At 62.5% G+C, this 17,147-nt stretch carries 15 protein-coding genes; 8 read left to right on the forward strand and 7 right to left on the reverse strand.

Translation table 11 applies throughout. The features are described 5' to 3' along the window. Positions 1 to 64: 64 nt before the first annotated feature. On the reverse strand, positions 65 to 1,276 hold the full coding sequence (locus tag IFT57_RS10400) for an O-antigen ligase family protein (RefSeq protein WP_192151320.1): 1,212 nt from the start codon (positions 1,274 to 1,276) through the stop codon (positions 65 to 67). A 297-nt stretch (positions 1,277 to 1,573) separates the two neighbouring features. Here IFT57_RS10400 and IFT57_RS10405 point away from each other — a divergent pair, with 297 nt between their 5' ends. Beyond that, a complete protein-coding gene (locus IFT57_RS10405) occupies positions 1,574 to 1,897 on the forward strand; it encodes a ComEA family DNA-binding protein (RefSeq protein WP_192151321.1) in 324 nt (107 codons plus the stop codon). Positions 1,898 to 1,915: 18 nt separating this feature from the next. On the opposite strand, the gene IFT57_RS10410 is transcribed toward IFT57_RS10405, so the two are convergent. Continuing rightward, a complete protein-coding gene (locus IFT57_RS10410) occupies positions 1,916 to 3,196 on the reverse strand; it encodes a glycosyltransferase (protein WP_192151322.1) in 1,281 nt (426 codons plus the stop codon). A gap of 449 nt (positions 3,197 to 3,645) precedes the next feature. Here IFT57_RS10410 and IFT57_RS10415 point away from each other — a divergent pair, with 449 nt between their 5' ends. The 7 genes from IFT57_RS10415 to IFT57_RS10445 all read left to right on the forward strand — a co-directional run bounded on the left by IFT57_RS10415 (position 3,646) and on the right by IFT57_RS10445 (position 11,475). Next, the gene (locus tag IFT57_RS10415; protein WP_122714143.1) at positions 3,646 to 4,107 is read left to right on the forward strand and encodes a histidine kinase; all 462 of its coding nucleotides are present in this window, start codon (positions 3,646 to 3,648) and stop codon (positions 4,105 to 4,107) included. Positions 4,108 to 4,410: 303 nt separating this feature from the next. After that, positions 4,411 to 5,706: an MFS transporter gene (locus tag IFT57_RS10420; RefSeq protein WP_122478330.1), complete on the forward strand. Its 1,296-nt coding sequence runs from the start codon at positions 4,411 to 4,413 to the stop codon at positions 5,704 to 5,706. A gap of 269 nt (positions 5,707 to 5,975) precedes the next feature. Then, positions 5,976 to 6,974, forward strand: a complete 999-nt coding sequence (locus tag IFT57_RS10425; RefSeq protein ID WP_192151323.1) for a 2-dehydro-3-deoxygalactonokinase — start codon at positions 5,976 to 5,978, stop codon at positions 6,972 to 6,974. Between the two features lies 1 nt (position 6,975). Next, positions 6,976 to 7,599: a 2-dehydro-3-deoxy-6-phosphogalactonate aldolase gene (locus IFT57_RS10430; protein WP_192047211.1), complete on the forward strand. Its 624-nt coding sequence runs from the start codon at positions 6,976 to 6,978 to the stop codon at positions 7,597 to 7,599. 381 nt (positions 7,600 to 7,980) lie between these two features. Further along, positions 7,981 to 9,129, forward strand: coding sequence for a galactonate dehydratase (gene dgoD, locus IFT57_RS10435; RefSeq protein ID WP_122478323.1), 1,149 nt, complete (start codon positions 7,981 to 7,983; stop codon positions 9,127 to 9,129). A gap of 185 nt (positions 9,130 to 9,314) precedes the next feature. After that, positions 9,315 to 10,625, forward strand: a complete 1,311-nt coding sequence (locus IFT57_RS10440) for an MFS transporter (protein WP_192151324.1) — start codon at positions 9,315 to 9,317, stop codon at positions 10,623 to 10,625. A gap of 58 nt (positions 10,626 to 10,683) precedes the next feature. After that, positions 10,684 to 11,475, forward strand: a complete 792-nt coding sequence (locus IFT57_RS10445; RefSeq protein WP_192151325.1) for an IclR family transcriptional regulator — start codon at positions 10,684 to 10,686, stop codon at positions 11,473 to 11,475. 251 nt (positions 11,476 to 11,726) lie between these two features. Here the strand turns inward: IFT57_RS10445 and IFT57_RS10450 are convergent, their stop codons facing one another. From IFT57_RS10450 to efeU, 5 genes are all read right to left on the reverse strand, one after another. After that, positions 11,727 to 12,218: an REP-associated tyrosine transposase gene (locus IFT57_RS10450; protein ID WP_192151326.1), complete on the reverse strand. Its 492-nt coding sequence runs from the start codon at positions 12,216 to 12,218 to the stop codon at positions 11,727 to 11,729. 491 nt (positions 12,219 to 12,709) lie between these two features. Beyond that, positions 12,710 to 13,537 (reverse strand): iron uptake system protein EfeO, encoded by an 828-nt coding sequence (gene efeO, locus IFT57_RS10455; protein ID WP_122800053.1) that lies wholly within the window; start codon positions 13,535 to 13,537, stop codon positions 12,710 to 12,712. Positions 13,538 to 13,564: 27 nt separating this feature from the next. Then, the gene (gene efeB / locus IFT57_RS10460; RefSeq protein ID WP_192151327.1) at positions 13,565 to 14,878 is read right to left on the reverse strand and encodes an iron uptake transporter deferrochelatase/peroxidase subunit; all 1,314 of its coding nucleotides are present in this window, start codon (positions 14,876 to 14,878) and stop codon (positions 13,565 to 13,567) included. Positions 14,879 to 15,027: 149 nt separating this feature from the next. Further along, positions 15,028 to 16,224: an iron uptake system protein EfeO gene (gene efeO, locus IFT57_RS10465; RefSeq protein ID WP_192151328.1), complete on the reverse strand. Its 1,197-nt coding sequence runs from the start codon at positions 16,222 to 16,224 to the stop codon at positions 15,028 to 15,030. Positions 16,225 to 16,231: 7 nt separating this feature from the next. Further along, positions 16,232 to 17,074, reverse strand: a complete 843-nt coding sequence (gene efeU / locus IFT57_RS10470) for an iron uptake transporter permease EfeU (RefSeq protein WP_192151329.1) — start codon at positions 17,072 to 17,074, stop codon at positions 16,232 to 16,234. Positions 17,075 to 17,147 lie beyond the last annotated feature (73 nt).

Genomic DNA, 17,147 nt, shown 5'->3' on the forward strand with positions numbered 1-17,147 from the left:
TTCTTCGTAGGAGCGGTCCGTGGCCGCGAAGGGCGCGCTGCGGTGCATCAGGCACTCAGCAATGTCATTCAAACGGCCTTGGGGCAGGGCGGCTGAGGCGGTTGCCCCAGTGGCATAGCCACTGCGCATACACCAGGGCCATCGGGATCCAGATCAGGAACCAGTGTTCCTTGGGGCGCGACATGAAGGCGCTGCCTTCGGTCAGTCCCGAGGCAAACCCGAACACCAGCCAGGTTGCAGCCAACACCACCTGCGGTTCCCGCCGATTCATCCAGCAGAAGCGCATGGCCAGACCATACAGCACCATCCACAGACTCAACCCTGCCACGCCGCCGATGTACAGCACGCCCAGTTCGATATTGTGCGGGTCGGCCAAGGTGTACGGCAGACCTGGGATGACGATGGTCATTTCCGAATCATATCCGCGCCCCAACCACGGGTTCTCGCCGATCTGACGCAACGATTCCATCCAGATTTCCGGCCGGTACGACGCCCCGCGCGAGGTCAGGACGTCGGGCATCACTACGTACAGCGCTGCGATCCCCAGCAGTGCAATGGCAATCGCCAGCCCGCCGCGTTTCTTGTTTCCCGCCGCCATCAGCCACAGCAATGCCGCCGCCATGCCGATGATCGGCGTCCGCGAACCCGTGGCTATCAAGGTCACGCCCAGCACCGCCAGGCACCCCAGCGCCAACGGATTCCACGGATTGCGTCCGATGTACCAGGTGGCCAGCCAGACACTGGCAAAAGCGCCGAACACATGGGCGCTGAGCAGAGGGTTGTAGAGCGCACCATACCCATCCAGACGGCTGCCCAGAGACGCGCCCTGCACCCCGTAGAAGTAGATCAACGACAAACCCGCCGCAGCCGTCGCAATCAACGCCGCAGCGCGAGTGAGTTGCGCCAGCCGTGCCGGCACTTTCAATGCGATCAGGCCGGCCGAGAGCAGCACCATGGCGATGTAGAGCGGCCGCTTGAACAGCGAGCCGAAGTCTTCGCCGTCTGCGGCCCAACTGACACTGATCAGGATGTAGGCGCTGAACGCCACGAAGGCAAGGAACATCGGGTTGCGCACCAGCGCCTTGAACGGACCTGGCTGCAACGCCAGGGCGAGCAGAGTGGGCACCGCCAGGAAGATGTAGAACAGCTTGTGATACAGAGAACGATCCCACGCCCAGAACATGCCGGTCATGATGACCAGCCAGCCGATGGGGAGCACATAGGCGTTCAGCACGTGCACCGTACGCTCGCGCACGGAAATACTCTGGGATTGCATGAGAGGTTGTCTGTCCATAGGCCTTGGCAGTGAAGTGTTGGGGGCGGGTGGATTGTACGTGGATGTGACTTTGCATCAACACAGAAGGTCCGAACGCCGAAAAATCCTGCGGCTTGGTGCAGCTCACACACGTCCTTACACATGCCGTCGACTCTCCGAACGCCCGCACAGGCCTGCGCAAGGTCGGCGCGACACGTAGTGCAACAGGGTGACACTGGAACATATTCCAGGCCGGTCTAGGGTTGGCAGGCGGCTCGGGAATGCCGCACTTCCCTTTCAAGTCATGGAGCAAAAGCAATGCGCAAGATCCTCTTTCCTGCACTGGCGCTGGCATTCTTCGCCAGCACCGCGGTGCCCATACTGAGCCCGCCGGCCATGGCGGCGCCTGCCGCGTCGTCATCGGTCGTCCATCCAGGGCTGCCGGGCAGGGTCAACCTCAATACGGCCGACGCCGAAACGCTCAAGAGGGAACTCTCCGGAGTAGGCCTGACCAAGGCGACTGCCATCGTCAAGCACCGACAGACCTACGGGCCATTCGACTCGGTCGAAGAGCTGCTGGAGGTCACGGGTATCGGCAAGGCCTTGCTGGATCGCAACCGCGACAAGCTTGTGGTCAATTGACGATGCGCCGCGCAGGGTTCAGTTGGAACTGACCAGACGCAGTTTGAACCGGTCGGGAATCACCGCCTCGACGATGTCGGCAGCCCGCTGGGTGCCGCCCATCAGGTGAATGGCATCGGCCAGATTCTCCAGGTCGGGCCATTGGTTCTCCAGCAAATGACGCATGTGTTCCGCCAACGCCCGGCTGCTGCTGTGCCGGCTGGCGTGCACGCCGGAACCGCTGTAGGCCACCCGCGCCGCAACGCCTGGCTGGTCGGCGGCGATGGGCAAGGCCAGTATCGGCGTTTCTGCCACGACGGCCTCGAGCACGATGTCGAGGTCGCCGTGGGTCACCAGCACGTCGGCGTACTGCAACAACATGGGCTGGTCCGCGAAATCCGTGACCCAAGTCGCGCCGTGCCGGAGCAGCTGGTCGCTTTGCCGATGGGTCAGCCCGCCGCAATGCATTACCAGCAACTGGGCATCGATTGATTTGCACGCCTGGGCAATGCGTTTGAACAGGCTCATCCGGTTCCCATGCAGTCGGCCGAGAGTCGCGAAAACGAAAGGTCGAGTGTTGTCCAGCGTGTAGGGCAGGTGGTTTGTCTCATCCGAGACCCGGCGCAAGGGGCCGACCTCGTGGAACCAGGGTGGCAGGTTGGGCCGCGGAAAATCGAACTCCAGCACGGTCTGGCTGATTTGTGCCAGAGGCGACAGGCACTGGTGCAGGCCCTCGCGCACGCTCAGCCCGAGTGCCACGGACTGGCGGGCGATGGCTCTGCGCAATGGCTTCATGACCCAGTCATGCCGACGCTCGGCGCGCGCATACCGCTCGACAGCGTCTTCGCCGCGCTCGTACGGGTAGGGCAACACGGCCAGGGGTACGGTTACGTCCTCGCGGTTGACCGGCAGTGCGCAGGCAACGGACACGAACGGCAGGCCAAGCGATTCTGCCACCAGCCCGCCCGCCGCCTCCATCTGGTCGCAGAGCACTGCGTCGATGCGTTCTTCGCGCAGGGCGTCGGGCAACTCTTCACAAAGCATCTGTGTGACTTGCGCCATATCGGCATAGGTACGTCGCTGGCCAAGTAAAGTGTCGAAATTGGCCGCCAGTGAAAGGCTTTTTGCCAGGCTTCCGGCAGGGAAGCGTTCCTGGCCGACAATGCGGAATTTGACTCGGTTGGAATGCAACAGATGACGCGCGTCGGGTTGGTGGAAGAACGTCACGCTGTGCCCGCGCTCGATCAACTCGATTGCCAGGTTTTCAAGCGGTTGGAAGTGGCTTGGCAGGGGGGGAGCAATAATGGCAAAGCGGATCATTGTCGACTCCCGCGCGGTCAGCTGCACACAATGCGTCAAGTCCTCTCTCTACGGCAAGCAGGGCCTGCTGTACGCTGATGCAGCTACCGTGAATCAGGGGAGGATTTGAAGCTATGAGCGCAGGTCCCTACAGCTCGTTCCGTATTGACTGTGGAAATGTATCTCGACAAGGCGCTCGCCGTCGGAAAAGAGCTTGGTATACTTTCAGTAATAAAGAAATAAAACATTGAAAAACATCGGCTTGCAGTCAAACTCAAATGTAGTTTGTGATTTATCGTCAAATGCTCGACGTTTTCCGTTCCGAACTCCCGTTTGGGAGAGTAAGCTTGCCGGCGGGCCACCCCCTGGGGGTGATAATCATTGGAAGCCGCGGGTTGGATTGCACCCGCTGTAGTGGCTTGGCGAGGCGGGTAAGGGATCGTCCTGCGCCGACGCCTGGGAAGTGGATGATGGCTGACAAGAGATTGCGGATTCTGATTGCCGACGAGTTGGATCAGCAGGCGGTGCAGATCGAACGAACGCTCAATAACCTGGGCTACTTCAGGGTAGTGCCGGTGGGTTCGCTCGACGAATTGCTGACCATGGTGCAAAGCGCTTACGAGCCCTTCGATCTGTTGATTGCCAACACTGACATGGCTGTGCGCTCGGGTGTCGATCTGCCTCGGTTCTGCAAGAACAGTGAGCACGTCCGCCATGCATTGCTGTATGAAAGCCAGAAGCGCGTCGAAACCGAACTGGCCGACCCGGGTGGTGAACGTTTGAGCACCAGCGTAACGCAGTTGCCAGACCGCGACGCCCTGCAGACCTTCATGGCCATCGTCGAGTCGCCCAAGGCACCGCCGGAACACCGTGTGCGTGTGATCGGCGATGGTCTGCGCGCACGCAAGTCGCTCAGCTCGCCGCCTCTGTAGGAGCGGTCGTCGGCCGCGAATCGGGCATTGCGGTGTATCAGACCATCGGCGGCGTTCTTTTCGCGGCCGCTGACCGCTCCTACGGGATACGTGATTGTCAGCAGATGCCTTGTAGGAGCGGTCTTTGGCCGCGAACCGGGCATTGCGGTGTATCAGGCCATCGGCGGCGTTCCTTTCACGGTCGCTGACCGCTCCTACGGGATAGGCACCTCATAGCGCCTGCCACGCCTGACGGTTTTTGCTATCCTGCGCGCCTTTGACAGGCGCGAGGATACGCGCCGTCGGCCACCAGCGGACTTGCCCATGCCTGCCGATAGCTCTGCCCAGCCATTGCTGCTCAACCGCAGCGACCACAAGACCCTCGGTCTGGCGGCCCTTGGCGGCGCGCTGGAAATCTACGATTTCATCATCTTCGTATTTTTCGCCCTGACCCTCAGCCAGCTGTTCTTCCCGCCGCAGATGCCCGAGTGGCTGCGCCTGCTGCAGAGCTTCGGCATCTTCGTGACCGGTTATCTGGCCCGCCCGCTGGGCGGCATCCTGATGGCGCATTTCGCCGATCGGTTGGGACGCAAGCGAGTGTTCAGCCTGAGCATTCTGATGATGGCGGTGCCCTGCCTGTTGATCGGCATGATGCCCACCTATGCGCAGATCGGTTACTTCGCGCCGCTGCTGCTTTTGGCCCTGCGCATTCTGCAAGGCGCTGCCGTGGGCGGCGAGGTGCCCAGTGCCTGGGTGTTCGTGGCCGAGCACGTGCCGCTGAGAAGACGCGGCTATGCCTTGGGCTTTCTCCAGGCGGGGCTGACCTTTGGCTATCTGCTCGGCGCATTGACCGCTACCGTGTTGGCACGGGTATACACACCGCAGGAAATTCTCGACTGGGCATGGCGTTTGCCGTTCCTGTTGGGCGGCGTATTCGGCGTGGTGGGTGTGTGGCTGCGCCGACTGCTCAGCGAGACACCGGTGTTTCTGGCCATGCGTGCGCGCAGTGAGCAAGTCAGCGAATTCTCCTTGCGCACCGTGCTGCGCGAACACCGCGCCTCGCTGATCCCGGCGGTGCTACTGACGTGTGTGCTGACCTCGGCCGTGGTGGTGCTGGTAGTGATTACGCCCACAGTGATGCAGCAGCGCTTTGGTCTGGATGCGCGGCATACCTTCGCGCTGAGCAGCCTGGGTATCGTATTTCTCAACGTTGGCTGCGTGTTGGCTGGCCTGCTGGTCGATCGTATCGGCGCCTGGCGTGCGCTGGTCCTTTACAGTGTGCTGCTGCCATTGGGCATCACTGCGCTTTATGCCAGCCTGGTTGCCGGGGTCGGCAGTCTGGCCGTGGCCTACGCACTGGCCGGTCTGGGGTGTGGGGTAGTCGGGGTAGTGCCGTCGCTGATGGTCGGCCTGTTCCCGGCCAAGGTGCGTGTATCGGGCATTTCGTTTACCTACAACATTGCGTATGCGCTGTGGGCAAGTACCACGCCGCTGCTGCTGATCGCCCTGATGCCTTGGAGCCCATGGGTGTGCGTGGGCTATTGCGTGGTGATGGGTGCGGTCGGTGTCGGTACCGCCTGGCTCTTCGGCAGACGCCGACCTCTTCAGGCCTACGCCTGACCCCAAACGAACCGGCCACCAGGCCGGTTTTTTTATGCCTAGATCCCGGTTCCCATGTGGGAGCGGGCTCTGCCCGCGAATGAGGCGCTGCGGTTTGACTGATACACCGCGGGGCATCCTTCGCGGGCAGAGCCCGCTCGCACAGGAATGATGTGGCTTATTCCCTATATATGGGATCGACAATTATATATTGAGATTTCCATTCAAATAGATTTATAGTCGGCCATCACACACCGCCACTCACTACCAAAAACAAACAAGGTGAAGCGATGCAGCCGCAACTCGTTGCACTCGATTGGGGAACCAGTTCCCTACGAGCCTATCTGCTCGGCCATGATGGCCACGTACTCGACCAGCGCTCGCTGGATCGCGGCATCATGCAGTTGTCCAACACCCCTCGTACCATTTCAGGCGAATCGACCAGTGATGGCTTCGAGCTGACCTTCGACGAAGCCTGCGGCGACTGGCTCGACGCTTTTCCTGACGTTGCCGTGATCGCCTGCGGCATGGTCGGCAGCGCCCAGGGTTGGCACGAAGTGCCGTATTGCCAGAGCCCGGCGCAGGCCGCCGATGTGGCCGCCGGGATGGCTCGCGTACGTACCCTCAGGGGTATCGATGTGCACCTGGTGCCCGGCGTTCTGCAACGTTCGGCGCTGCCCAACGTCATGCGCGGCGAGGAAACCCAGATTTTCGGTCTGCTGCAGTCGCTGCCTGCGGCCGAGCGCGACCAGACGTTGCTGGTCGGCCTGCCCGGCAGCCATTCGAAGTGGGCGAGGGTGGTCGAGCAGCGCATCGAGCATTTCGACACCTTCATGACCGGCGAATTGTTCGCCGCAGCCAGTGCCCACACCATTCTCGGTCGCACGCAGAAGCGCAGCGCGTCGTTCGACAGCGCCGCGTTCGAGCGCGGTGTAGCGGTGGCGACGTCGCGCGAGGGCAGCATCGGCGTGCTCTCGACGATGTTCAGTGCGCGCAGCCTGGGCCTCACCGGCCAGTTGGCGAGCAGCGAGCAGGCTGACTATCTGTCCGGCCTGATGATTGGCCATGAACTGCGCGCGCTGGCTGAAATGCTGCGCCAGCGCAGCGGGCAGGAGTCGCTGCCGGCCGTGGTCCTGATCGGCAGCAGTGCGTTGTGCCAGCGCTATCGGCAAGCGTTGGCCCTGTGTGGCTTCAACAGCGTCAGCCTGGCCGAACAGGCCACCGAACGCGGTCTCTGGAGCCTGGCGCTGGCCGCCGGGCTCGTCGTTCAACAGCTCCAAGAGGTTTGACATGCTCAAGCAAGCAATGGCCCAGAACGGGCTGATCGCCATTTTGCGCGGCCTGCGCCCCGAAGAGTCGGTGGCCATCGGCGAGGTGCTGTACAGCGCCGGGTTTCGCATCATCGAGGTACCGCTCAACTCTCCGCAGCCTTTCGACAGCATTCGGCTGTTGCGCAACAGTTTGCCTGCCGATTGCCTGATCGGAGCCGGAACGGTGCTGTCGGCCGAACACGTGCAACAGGTCAAGGCGGCGGGAGGGCAGTTGATCGTCATGCCGCACAGCGATCCTGCAGTGCTCAAGGCCGCCAAGGAGGCCGGCATGTTCCTCGCGCCGGGGGTGATGACGCCGACCGAAGCCTTCGCCGCGCTGGCCGCCGGTGCCGACGTGTTGAAACTGTTCCCGGCCGAGTCGCTGACGCCGGCCGTGGTCAAGGCGCTGTTGGCGGTGCTGCCCAAAGGGACGGCGTTAGTGCCGGTGGGTGGCATCAGCCCGGACAACATGCAGCCGTTTCTAGATGCCGGCGTGGCCGGGTTTGGCCTGGGCTCGGGCCTGTTCAAGCCAGGCATGACGGTGCAGCAGGTGGCCGAAAACGCCAAGGCGTACGCCCAGGCCTGGCAATCATTGAAAGGCTGACACGTTGTATGCCCTGTAGGAGCGGTCATCGGCCGCGAAGAGGGCGCCGCGCAGTGACTGGTGCACCGCGTCGCCCGGTTCGCGGCCACGGACCGCTCCTACAGAGATCGCATTCCCCGGTGGGAGCGGTCATCGGCCGCGAAGAGGGCGCCGCGCAGTGACTGATGCACCGCGTCGCCTAGTTCGCGGCCACGGACCGCTCCTACAGAGATCGCATTCCCCGGTGGGAGCGGTCATCGGCCGCGAAGAGGGCGCCGCGCAGTGACTGGTGCACCGCGTCGCCCGGTTCGCGGCCACGGACCGCTCCTACAGAGATCCATACGGGCGGTAACGGCAAAATTTCCAGACGCTCAAGCGTCCATCGAACAAGAGAGACAACAGATGAAAATTACCAAACTCACCACGTTCATCGTTCCACCGCGCTGGTGCTTCCTCAAGGTCGAAACCGACGAGGGTGTGGTCGGCTGGGGCGAGCCGGTGGTCGAAGGTCGCGCACACACCGTGGCGGCCGCCGTCGACGAATTGTCCGACTACCTGATCGGCAAGGACCCACGCAATATCGAAGACATCTGGACCGTGCTGTACCGCGGCGGCTTCTACCGTGGCGGCGCCATCCACATGAGCGCCTTGGCCGGTATCGATCAGGCGTTGTGGGATATCAAGGGCAAGGCGCTGGGCGTATCGGTCAGCGACCTGCTCGGCGGCCAGGTGCGCGATCGCATTCGGGTGTACTCGTGGATCGGTGGCGACCGGCCGGCCGACACGGCGCGGGCGGCAAGTGAAGCCGTCGCGCGCGGTTTCACCGCGGTGAAGATGAACGGCACCGAAGAGCTGCAGTTTCTCGACACGTTCGACAAGGTCGATCGCGCCCTGGCCAGCGTTGCAGCGGTGCGTGATGCGGTAGGGCCGAACGTGGGCATCGGCGTCGACTTCCATGGCCGGGTGCACAAGCCCATGGCCAAGGTGCTGATGAAGGAGCTGGACCAGTTCAAGCTGATGTTCATCGAAGAGCCGGTGTTGAGCGAGAACTACGAGGCGCTCAAGGAGTTGGCGCCGTTGACCAGCACGCCGATCGCGCTCGGTGAGCGTTTGTACTCGCGTTGGGACTTCAAGCGGATTCTCAGTGAAGGCTATGTGGACATCATCCAGCCCGATGCCTCGCATGCCGGCGGGATCACCGAGACCCGCAAGATCGCCAACATGGCCGAGGCCTACGATGTAGCGCTGGCCTTGCATTGCCCGCTTGGGCCGATTGCACTGGCGGCGTGCCTGCAGCTGGATGCGGTCTGCTACAACGCCTTCATCCAGGAGCAGAGCCTGGGCATCCACTACAACGAAAGCAATGATCTGCTCGACTATGTCACCCACCCTGAGGTGTTCGACTACGACAATGGTTTCGTCAAGATCCCCAATGGTCCGGGCCTTGGCATCGAGATCAACGAGGAGTACGTGCGCGAGCGCGCCGAGATCGGCCATCGCTGGCGCAATCCGATCTGGCGCCACGCCGACGGCAGCTTCGCCGAGTGGTGATGCGTGCAAGGAGCGTGCGGTGCGCCTGATGTACCGCACGGCACCCTTCGCGGCCACGGACCGCTCCCACCGGGATTTCAGCCCCCCGTGGGAGCGGTCATCGGCCGCGAAAAGGCCAAACCGGTGCCCCTGACTCACTGACCTGCCCCTTGGCTCAGCTACAAATACAATAAAAGGTATGACTCATGCACACGCAAACCGCATCCACCGCTGCGGCGCTGGCGACGCCCAGCCGCAAGCGTTTCTTCATCATGGTCCTGCTGTTCATCACCGTGGTGATCAACTACCTGGACCGCAGCAACCTGTCCATCGCCGCGCCGGCGCTGACCAGCGACTTGGGCATCGACCCGGTCCACGTCGGCCTGATCTTTTCCGCATTCGGCTGGACCTACGCGGCCATGCAGATTCCCGGCGGCTGGCTGGTCGACCGAGTCCCGCCACGTATCCTCTACAGCGTGGCCCTGGCGTTGTGGTCCATTGCCACCGTCATGCTCGGCTTTGCCGGCAGCTTCATCGCCCTGTTCGTGCTGCGCATGGCCGTGGGCGCGCTGGAGGCGCCGGCGTACCCGATCAACAGCCGCGTGGTCACCACCTGGTTCCCCGAACGCGAACGCGCCACCGCCATTGGCTTTTACACCTCGGGCCAGTTCGTCGGTCTGGCCTTCCTGACCCCCGTACTGGCCTGGCTGCAACACGAATTCGGCTGGCACATGGTGTTCGTCAGCACCGGTCTGGTGGGCATTGTCTGGGCGGTGATCTGGTACGCGGTGTATCGCGAACCGCGTGATTTCAAGGGCGCCAACGCGGCCGAAATCCAGCTCATCAGCGACGGCGGCGGCTTGGTCGACATGCAGAAGTCGGCGCGCCAGGCCAAGGCCGGTTTCAGCTGGACCGACCTGGGCATCGTGCTCAGCAAGCGCAAGCTGTGGGGTATCTATCTGGGCCAGTATTGCCTGAACTCGACCTTGTGGTTCTTCCTGACCTGGTTTCCAACCTACCTGGTCAAATACCGCGGCATGGACTTCATCAAATCGGGCATGCTCGCCTCGCTGCCGTTCCTGGCTGCCTTCGTTGGCGTGCTGTGCTCGGGGTTCTTTTCCGATTGGCTGATCCGTCGCGGCGCCAGCATCGGCATGGCGCGCAAGCTGCCGATCATTGGTGGCCTGTTGATCTCGACTTGCATCATTGGCGCCAACTACGTCGATTCCACCCCGCTGGTGATCGCTTGCCTGGCGCTGGCCTTCTTCGGCAACGGCCTGGCGTCGATCACCTGGTCGCTGGTCTCGACCCTGGCACCTGCGCGCCTGCTCGGGCTGACCGGTGGGGTATTCAACTTCATCGGCAACCTGTCGGCGATCACCACGCCGATCGCCATCGGTTTCCTGGCGACCGGCGATTCGTTCGCACCCGCGATCACCTACATTGCGGTCACGGCGCTGGTCGGGGCACTGTCCTACATCCTGCTGGTGGGCAAGGTCGAGCGGATCGAGCTTTGACCCCGTTGCGAGCAGGCGAACATAATGCGCCTGCTTTTACCTGACACGAAGGTTGACCATGCAGGACGACATGCCCCCCGCCGCACCGACCGGTACTCAGACCCTGCTCCGCGGGCTGGCAGTGATTCAGGCCGTGGCCGACGGTGCTCGTGATCTGAAAGAGATCGCTCGACGCATCGGCACTACCCGCAGCACCACGCATCGGCTGGCCAGCTGCCTGGTGGACGAGCGCTACTTGCGGGTGCTGCCTCAGGTGGGGTACCTGCTCGGACCGCGGCTGATAGAGCTGGGCTTCCAGGCACGGGACGAGGTGCCGCTGGTGATGTTGGCCACACCTTGGCTGGATGAACTGTCGGCGCTGACCGGCGATACCATTCACCTGGCGATTCGCGACGGCGACGAGGTGCTGTACCTGCACAAGACGCCGGGCCGCAATGGCCCGGAGATGCGGTCGCGGGTGGGGCATCGCATGCCGCTGGCGCGCACTGGCATCGGCAAGGCCTTGATGCTCGATGCCGAAGCGGCCGAATGGCAGAGGTTGTTCGAACGCGGTGAGGCCGTTGCGGCGGCATCTGCGCTTTGGCCCGACCACCCGCAACTTACCTGGCCGCAGTTCCAGGCCCGTATGCAGACCTATGTGACGGGCCGCTATGCGTTCGACCTTGAAGACAACGAACCGTCGATCCGCTGCGTGGCTGCACCCATCCGCGACGCCAGCGGACAAATCGTCGCCGCGATCAGTGTGGCCAGCACGCTGCCGTACATGCCTCTGGAGAAGATGGAATCCCTGGTTCCTGTGGTCCAGAAAGCCGCCCACGCCATCTCCGCTGAACTCGGCGCTAGGGTGTAACTCTAGACATCACAGCGCTCTTTGCGCGGCCACGGACCGCTCCTACGAGGGTTTTGAGGGTGCCGTAGGAGCGGTCATCGGCCGCGAAGGGGGCGCCGCGGTGTGTCTGAGAGACCGTAGCGCCTTTTCGCGGCCACGGACCGCTCCTACGCAGGGTTCGAGTCCGCCGTAGGAGCGGTCATCGGCCGCGAAGGGGGCGCCGCGGTGTGTCTGAGAGACCGTAGCGCTCAGTTCGCGGCCACGGACCGCTCCTACGGGTGTGGGGTTGAGCTGGATGCCTGGTACCCCTGCAACCAGATCGCATCCCATAACGGGTAATCCCCGACCCTCTTTACCAATCCTGCGCGCAGTGGGTTGGCCACAATGTATCTGGCACTGGCGAGTAAATCTTCCTCCTTGCGTAGCGCTCGGTCGTGGAAGCCTGCCTGCCACAGTTGACCTGTTCTTGCGCACCGTTCATTGATTGCCTTGCTCGAGCGCGATTTGACTTGCCGCATCAGGCTTTCCAGCGATGCGTCCTCAAGTTGCATCAGCCAATGGAGATGATCAGGCATGACAACCCACGCCAATGATTGTGCTTGGTTCCAGCGTTGAGCATTCATCATCTCCGCAACTACGCACCGGCCCAGTTCGAAATTCCTGAACAGGGGCGTTCTATGTTTAACAACGGCAGTCAAAAGATAGATGCCGCCGCGCTGAGAAAAGCGGCCCGTGCGTAACCTGCAATTTTTGTAGAGTGGCATGAGAGCCTCCATCCATGGCGGAGGTTTGAATGTAGCGGGCAGTGACCAGGTGGGTGGGGCGGATTGATAACTGTGTGTGTCCGTCTCAGAGATCGAAATGACCGGTGAGTGCCAGGTTTGCACAGTGCCAGAAGCTTGTAGGAGCGGCGTGTGGCCGCGAATGAGATGCTGCGGGGGATCAGGGGTATTGCGTCGTTTTTTTCGCGGCCACGGACCGCTCCTACGGGGCGGATTATTACGGGATGTCTTTGGCTCGTCATCGGCCGCAAAGGGGGCGACGCGTTGTATCTGCGAGACTGCAGCGCTGTGTTCGCGGCCACGGACCGCTCCTACGAGGGTTTTGAGGGCGCCTTAGGAGCGGTCATCGGCCGCGAAGGGGCCTTGCGGTGTTTCTGATGTACGGGGGGCGGGCTTCGCGGGCAGAGCCTGCTCCCACAAAACAGCCCTACAAAAAAGGGCCCTTGGAAGGGCCCCTAGCACCTGCAGATAGATCAGTTCAGGCCGAGTTTGCCGCGCAGGGTGGAGAGGTCTTCGGCGAGGGTGTTGACCGGGCCGATCAGTGCCTTGCGGTCGTTTTCCTTGACCTTGTCGTAAGTCTGGAAACCACCGTCCTGAGTGCGGTACTTGGCCAGGATCTTGTCGACGGTGGCGAAGTTCTTGTCTACCTTGGCTGCGAACGCCTTGTCCTGGCCTTCGATCTGCGGACGGAACAGGTCGACGATCTTCTTCGCGCCGTCGATGTTGCCCTGGAAGTCGTACAGGTCGGTATGGCTGTAACGGTCTTCCTCACCGGACACCTTGGTCGCGGCCACCTCTTCTAGCAGCGCGGCGGCGCCGCCGACCACTTTCTCCGGCGGAAAGGTTAGCTCGGCGATACGGTTCTGCAGGTCCTTCACATCCTTGAGCAGGCCGTCGGCCAATGCATCCAGACCCTTGGTGGTATTTTCCGAGTACAGGCTGTATTCCAGGCGATGGAATCCAGTGAAATCTTCCGCTTTCACACCGGCTTCATGGTCATCGACACGCGAATCGATCGACGCATCCAGGTCGCTGAACAGCTCGGCGATCGGCTCGATGGCCTCGTAGTGCACACGAGTCGGCGCGTACAGCTTCTTGGCAGTGGCCAGGTCGCCTTTCTTGATTGCGTCGGTAAATTTGGCGGTTTCCACGGCCAGTTGGTCGACCTTCTCGGTCACGTAGATCTTGTAGTCCGACACCGGACCCACCAGGTCCAACGGCGACTGGGTCGCGGCGAAGGCCGACAGCGGCGCGTTCAACAGGCCTAGGGTCAGCAGCAGAGCGAGTGGCGTCTTGGTCATGAGTGGTTCCCCGGTTGTATCAAGTGGTCATGCGTTGGTCGTGGTGGTTTGCGTTGCGTCGAGCAGGCTGCGGCCGATGAAATCCTGGGCGTTGGTCACCCCTGGCAGGGTGAAGAAATAGCCCCCGCCCACCGGCTTGAGGTATTCCTCTAGCGGTTCGCCGTTGAGGCGCGTCTGCACGGTGATGAAGCCTTTTTCAAGGTCCGCCTGGTAACAGATGAACAGCAGGCCCATGTCCAGCTGGCCGTTCTTGTTCACCCCGTTCGAATAGTTGAATGGCCGACGCAGGATGAGGTTCTGCTGCGACTCGGCGGTGCGCGGATTGGCCAGGCGAATGTGCGCGTCCAGCTTGGTCAGTTTGCCTTCGGGATCTTTGCCGTAGTCCGGCACATCGCTTTCAAGTTGGCCGTCCATAGGCGCCCCGGTGGTTTTCACCCGTCCGAAGATGTTTTCCTGTTCTTGCAGCGGGGTGCGGTCCCAGCGTTCGACGAAGTTGCGGATGATGCGCACCGCCTGGTAGCTGCCATGGGTAGCCCAGGCTGGCTCGTCGCTGCCAGGTTGTACCCAAACCAGTGCATCCATCAGCCGGGTGTCGTTGGAATCCGGATTGGCCGAGCCGTCACGAAAGCCAAGGAAGTTGCGCGCGCTCTGTTCAGGTTCGCCAGGTTTGGCGGGCGCCTGCGGCGGCACCGTGCCTTCCTGCTTCCAGCGCACGAACAGCAGGTCCGGCAGGTTCTTGACGATGTCGCGCAGGGCGTGGATGTTGCTGTCCGGCGTGTTGGCGCAGAACTGCAGGGTCAGGTCGCCGTGGCATTGATCCGCCTCCAGCGCATCGTTGGGAAAACCGACCATCCGCGACAGGCGCTTGGGCTTGGCATCGGCAAGGCCAAAGCGCTCGTCAAACAAGGACTCGCCCACCGCCACGGTGATGGTCAGGTTGTCCGGCACCACCACGGGGCCAAGAATGCCTGAATCCACTGGAGGCAACTTGGGGTCGACCTGGGCTACGGGGCCGCCGGTCATCAGAAAGCGGATGCGCTCGTCCAGGGTGCGGAACAGACGCTCCAGGTCTTCGCGGTCACTGGCCAGTACATCGAAGGCCACCATCATGCCCGCAGCCGGACGCGGCGTGACGATACCGGCCTGGTGCACGCCCTGGTAGTCATGGCGGTCCTGGGTCTTTTCGCTTTTTGGTGCTTCGGTGACCTTGGCAGCAGGGGCCGCCATCACCGGGCAGCTCAGGCCGGCGCCGGCCAATGCCGCACCGGCGGCGCCCAGGCCCAGCAGCACGCGACGACGCTGGGCGTCGATGGTCGGATTCGGTTTGTCGGCGTTGCTCATGATCGTTGACCTCGTATCTTCTTCATTCACCTGAACCCTGTAGCAGCGGCGCAAGCCGCGTCGACGGTATCGGTGGTGTATCAGGTCGACCGCAGCGGAGCCGGACGCGTCTCGAGCCGCTGCTACAGGGGGCGACGCCGCGTCCGGGGTTAGCGCAGGGTGGAGAGGCCCAGGGCTGGGTCGATGCCGTCCAGGGCATCGGCCAGGGCCTTGGCCTGGGTGGCTATCTGCTCGCGCTGCTCGGTGCTGACCGTCTCGTAGCTCTGATAGCCGTCGCCGCTGCGCAGACTCGCCAACTGCATGGCCAACTCATCCGCCGCGTCATCGATGCGCGGCAGCAACTCGGCCGCGGACTTGATCAACAGTGGACGCAGCAGGTCGACCACCTTGCGCGCACCCTCCAGATTGGCAGCGAAGCCGTTGAGATCCGTGTGGCTGTAGCGCTCTTCCTCACCGTTGGTACGAATGTCCGCCAGCGCGTGCAGGTTGCGCGCAACGATGCCCACCAGTTGTTCGGGAGGCAATGGCTGCGCCAGCAGCTGGCGCCTCAATTCGGCGACATCGGTTGCCAGTTTCTGCGCCACCGGCACCAAACCGTTCACACTGTTCTGCTGGAACAGGCCGTACTCCAAGCGGTGGAAGCCACTGAAGGCCGTGTCCTGTTCGCGCTTCTCGTAGTAGTCGGCGCGAGCATTGATGGCATTGTCCAGTTCGGCCAGGCGTTGCGCGGCAGGCGCGATACGTTGATAGGCGGCTCGTGCCGGGGCGTACAAGCTGCGTGCCTGCGCCAGATCACCGGCGACAATGGCCTGGTTCAAGGCGTCCACGGCGCGGATCAGGCCACTGCCCTGGGTCGCCAGATACACCCGGTATTCCGAAAGAGGGCCGACGAAGGCCACCATCGAGGGCCGCGCCTTGGCTGCAGCGTCGGACTCGGCAGTGGGGGTGACCTTCAAGGTGCCGCGCGGGTTGCTGAGCAGGCCGCAAGTGATCTGATAGTCCCCGGGCTGCAGATTGGCGTTGATCACCTGGCTCAAGCCGGGCGCGATGTTCTCGCGCTCTTCGACCACCAGCACGCCATCGAGGATTTCCCATTCCACCGCGCGTTCGGAGCGATTGACGATGCGAAAGCTGTTGCGCCCGGCAGCCACGGTGAGCGCTGCCGGCTCGCAATTGTGCGGATGGATGTTCACCACGATTTCGTTCTGCGCACTGGCCTGACGTTTGCTCGAAGCGACTTGCGATGCGTAATAGAACAGGCCGCCAGCGGCGATCATCACCACCACCGAGGCGGCGAGCGCCAGACGCATCAGGCGCGGCGGCGCGCCATTGACTGGGTTGGACATGGAAGCCTTACTGATGAGTGGCAGGGGAGGAGTTGACCGGCCTCGGCGCGGCATGGGGCATGAAGAACGCCACCAATGCCACCACCAGGTAGATCAGGTAGGCGCCCAGGGTGCTGACCGTCGGTGCGTCCTGATAGCCGAACATGCCGGCCAGTACCGATCCGATCGGACCGTCCATGGGCAGTGTGGCGCTGATGTCGAAAACCACCGTCTGCAAACGGTTCCAGACACCGGCCTCGTGCAGGGCCATCACCGAGTTGGCGAGAATGCCTGCCGCTACCACCAGAATGAGCAATCCGGTCCAGCGAAAGAACAGCGACAGGTTCAGGCGCATGCTGCCCGAATAGATCGCGAAGCCGATGGCCACCGCCAGCAGCAGGCCGAGCAGGGCGCCGATGGGCGCACCGGGGCCTTCGCTCTGCTGGAACACGGCGAGCAGGAAAAACACCGTTTCCAGACCTTCACGGGCAACAGCGAAGAACACCATGGCGATCAGTGCGGCGACCTGGTGGCGCGAGCCGGTGAGGGCTTGATCCAGGGCCGCCTGCAGCGAGTGCTTCACGGAGCGCGCAACCTTGCGCATCCAGAACACCATGGAGGTGAGGATGACCACGGCCACCAGCCCGATCAGCGCTTCGAACAATTCCTGCTGTTTCTGCGGAAATTCCGCGCTCATCAACTCAAGGCCGCCGCCCACCAGCAGGGCCAAGGCCGCTGCCAGGAACACGCCGATCCAGACCGCTGGCATCCATTGACCACGACCAGTCTGTTTCAGGTAGCTGGCAATGATGCCAACGATGAGCGCGGCTTCAATCCCTTCGCGCAGCATGATCAAGAATGGAACCAGCACTTCGCACCGTTCAACGAGTAAATAGGATGCTAACTTGTAACATAATGATACTCATTATTAAACAGAGCGCTTG

This window comes from Pseudomonas sp. CFBP 13719 (genome assembly GCF_014842095.1).
Taxonomy (GTDB): Bacteria; Pseudomonadota; Gammaproteobacteria; order Pseudomonadales; family Pseudomonadaceae; genus Aquipseudomonas.

Coding starts and splice junctions, on each gene's coding strand:
- IFT57_RS10400 (WP_192151320.1), bottom strand. CDS start 1,276: ATGCAATCCCAGAGTATTTCCGTGCGCGAGCGTACGGTGCACGTGCTG.
- IFT57_RS10405 (WP_192151321.1), top strand. CDS start 1,574: ATGCGCAAGATCCTCTTTCCTGCACTGGCGCTGGCATTCTTCGCCAGC.
- IFT57_RS10410 (WP_192151322.1), bottom strand. CDS start 3,196: ATGATCCGCTTTGCCATTATTGCTCCCCCCCTGCCAAGCCACTTCCAA.
- IFT57_RS10415 (WP_122714143.1), top strand. CDS start 3,646: ATGGCTGACAAGAGATTGCGGATTCTGATTGCCGACGAGTTGGATCAG.
- IFT57_RS10420 (WP_122478330.1), top strand. CDS start 4,411: ATGCCTGCCGATAGCTCTGCCCAGCCATTGCTGCTCAACCGCAGCGAC.
- IFT57_RS10425 (WP_192151323.1), top strand. CDS start 5,976: ATGCAGCCGCAACTCGTTGCACTCGATTGGGGAACCAGTTCCCTACGA.
- IFT57_RS10430 (WP_192047211.1), top strand. CDS start 6,976: ATGCTCAAGCAAGCAATGGCCCAGAACGGGCTGATCGCCATTTTGCGC.
- dgoD (WP_122478323.1), top strand. CDS start 7,981: ATGAAAATTACCAAACTCACCACGTTCATCGTTCCACCGCGCTGGTGC.
- IFT57_RS10440 (WP_192151324.1), top strand. CDS start 9,315: ATGCACACGCAAACCGCATCCACCGCTGCGGCGCTGGCGACGCCCAGC.
- IFT57_RS10445 (WP_192151325.1), top strand. CDS start 10,684: ATGCAGGACGACATGCCCCCCGCCGCACCGACCGGTACTCAGACCCTG.
- IFT57_RS10450 (WP_192151326.1), bottom strand. CDS start 12,218: ATGCCACTCTACAAAAATTGCAGGTTACGCACGGGCCGCTTTTCTCAG.
- efeO (WP_122800053.1), bottom strand. CDS start 13,537: ATGACCAAGACGCCACTCGCTCTGCTGCTGACCCTAGGCCTGTTGAAC.
- efeB (WP_192151327.1), bottom strand. CDS start 14,878: ATGAGCAACGCCGACAAACCGAATCCGACCATCGACGCCCAGCGTCGT.
- efeO (WP_192151328.1), bottom strand. CDS start 16,224: ATGTCCAACCCAGTCAATGGCGCGCCGCCGCGCCTGATGCGTCTGGCG.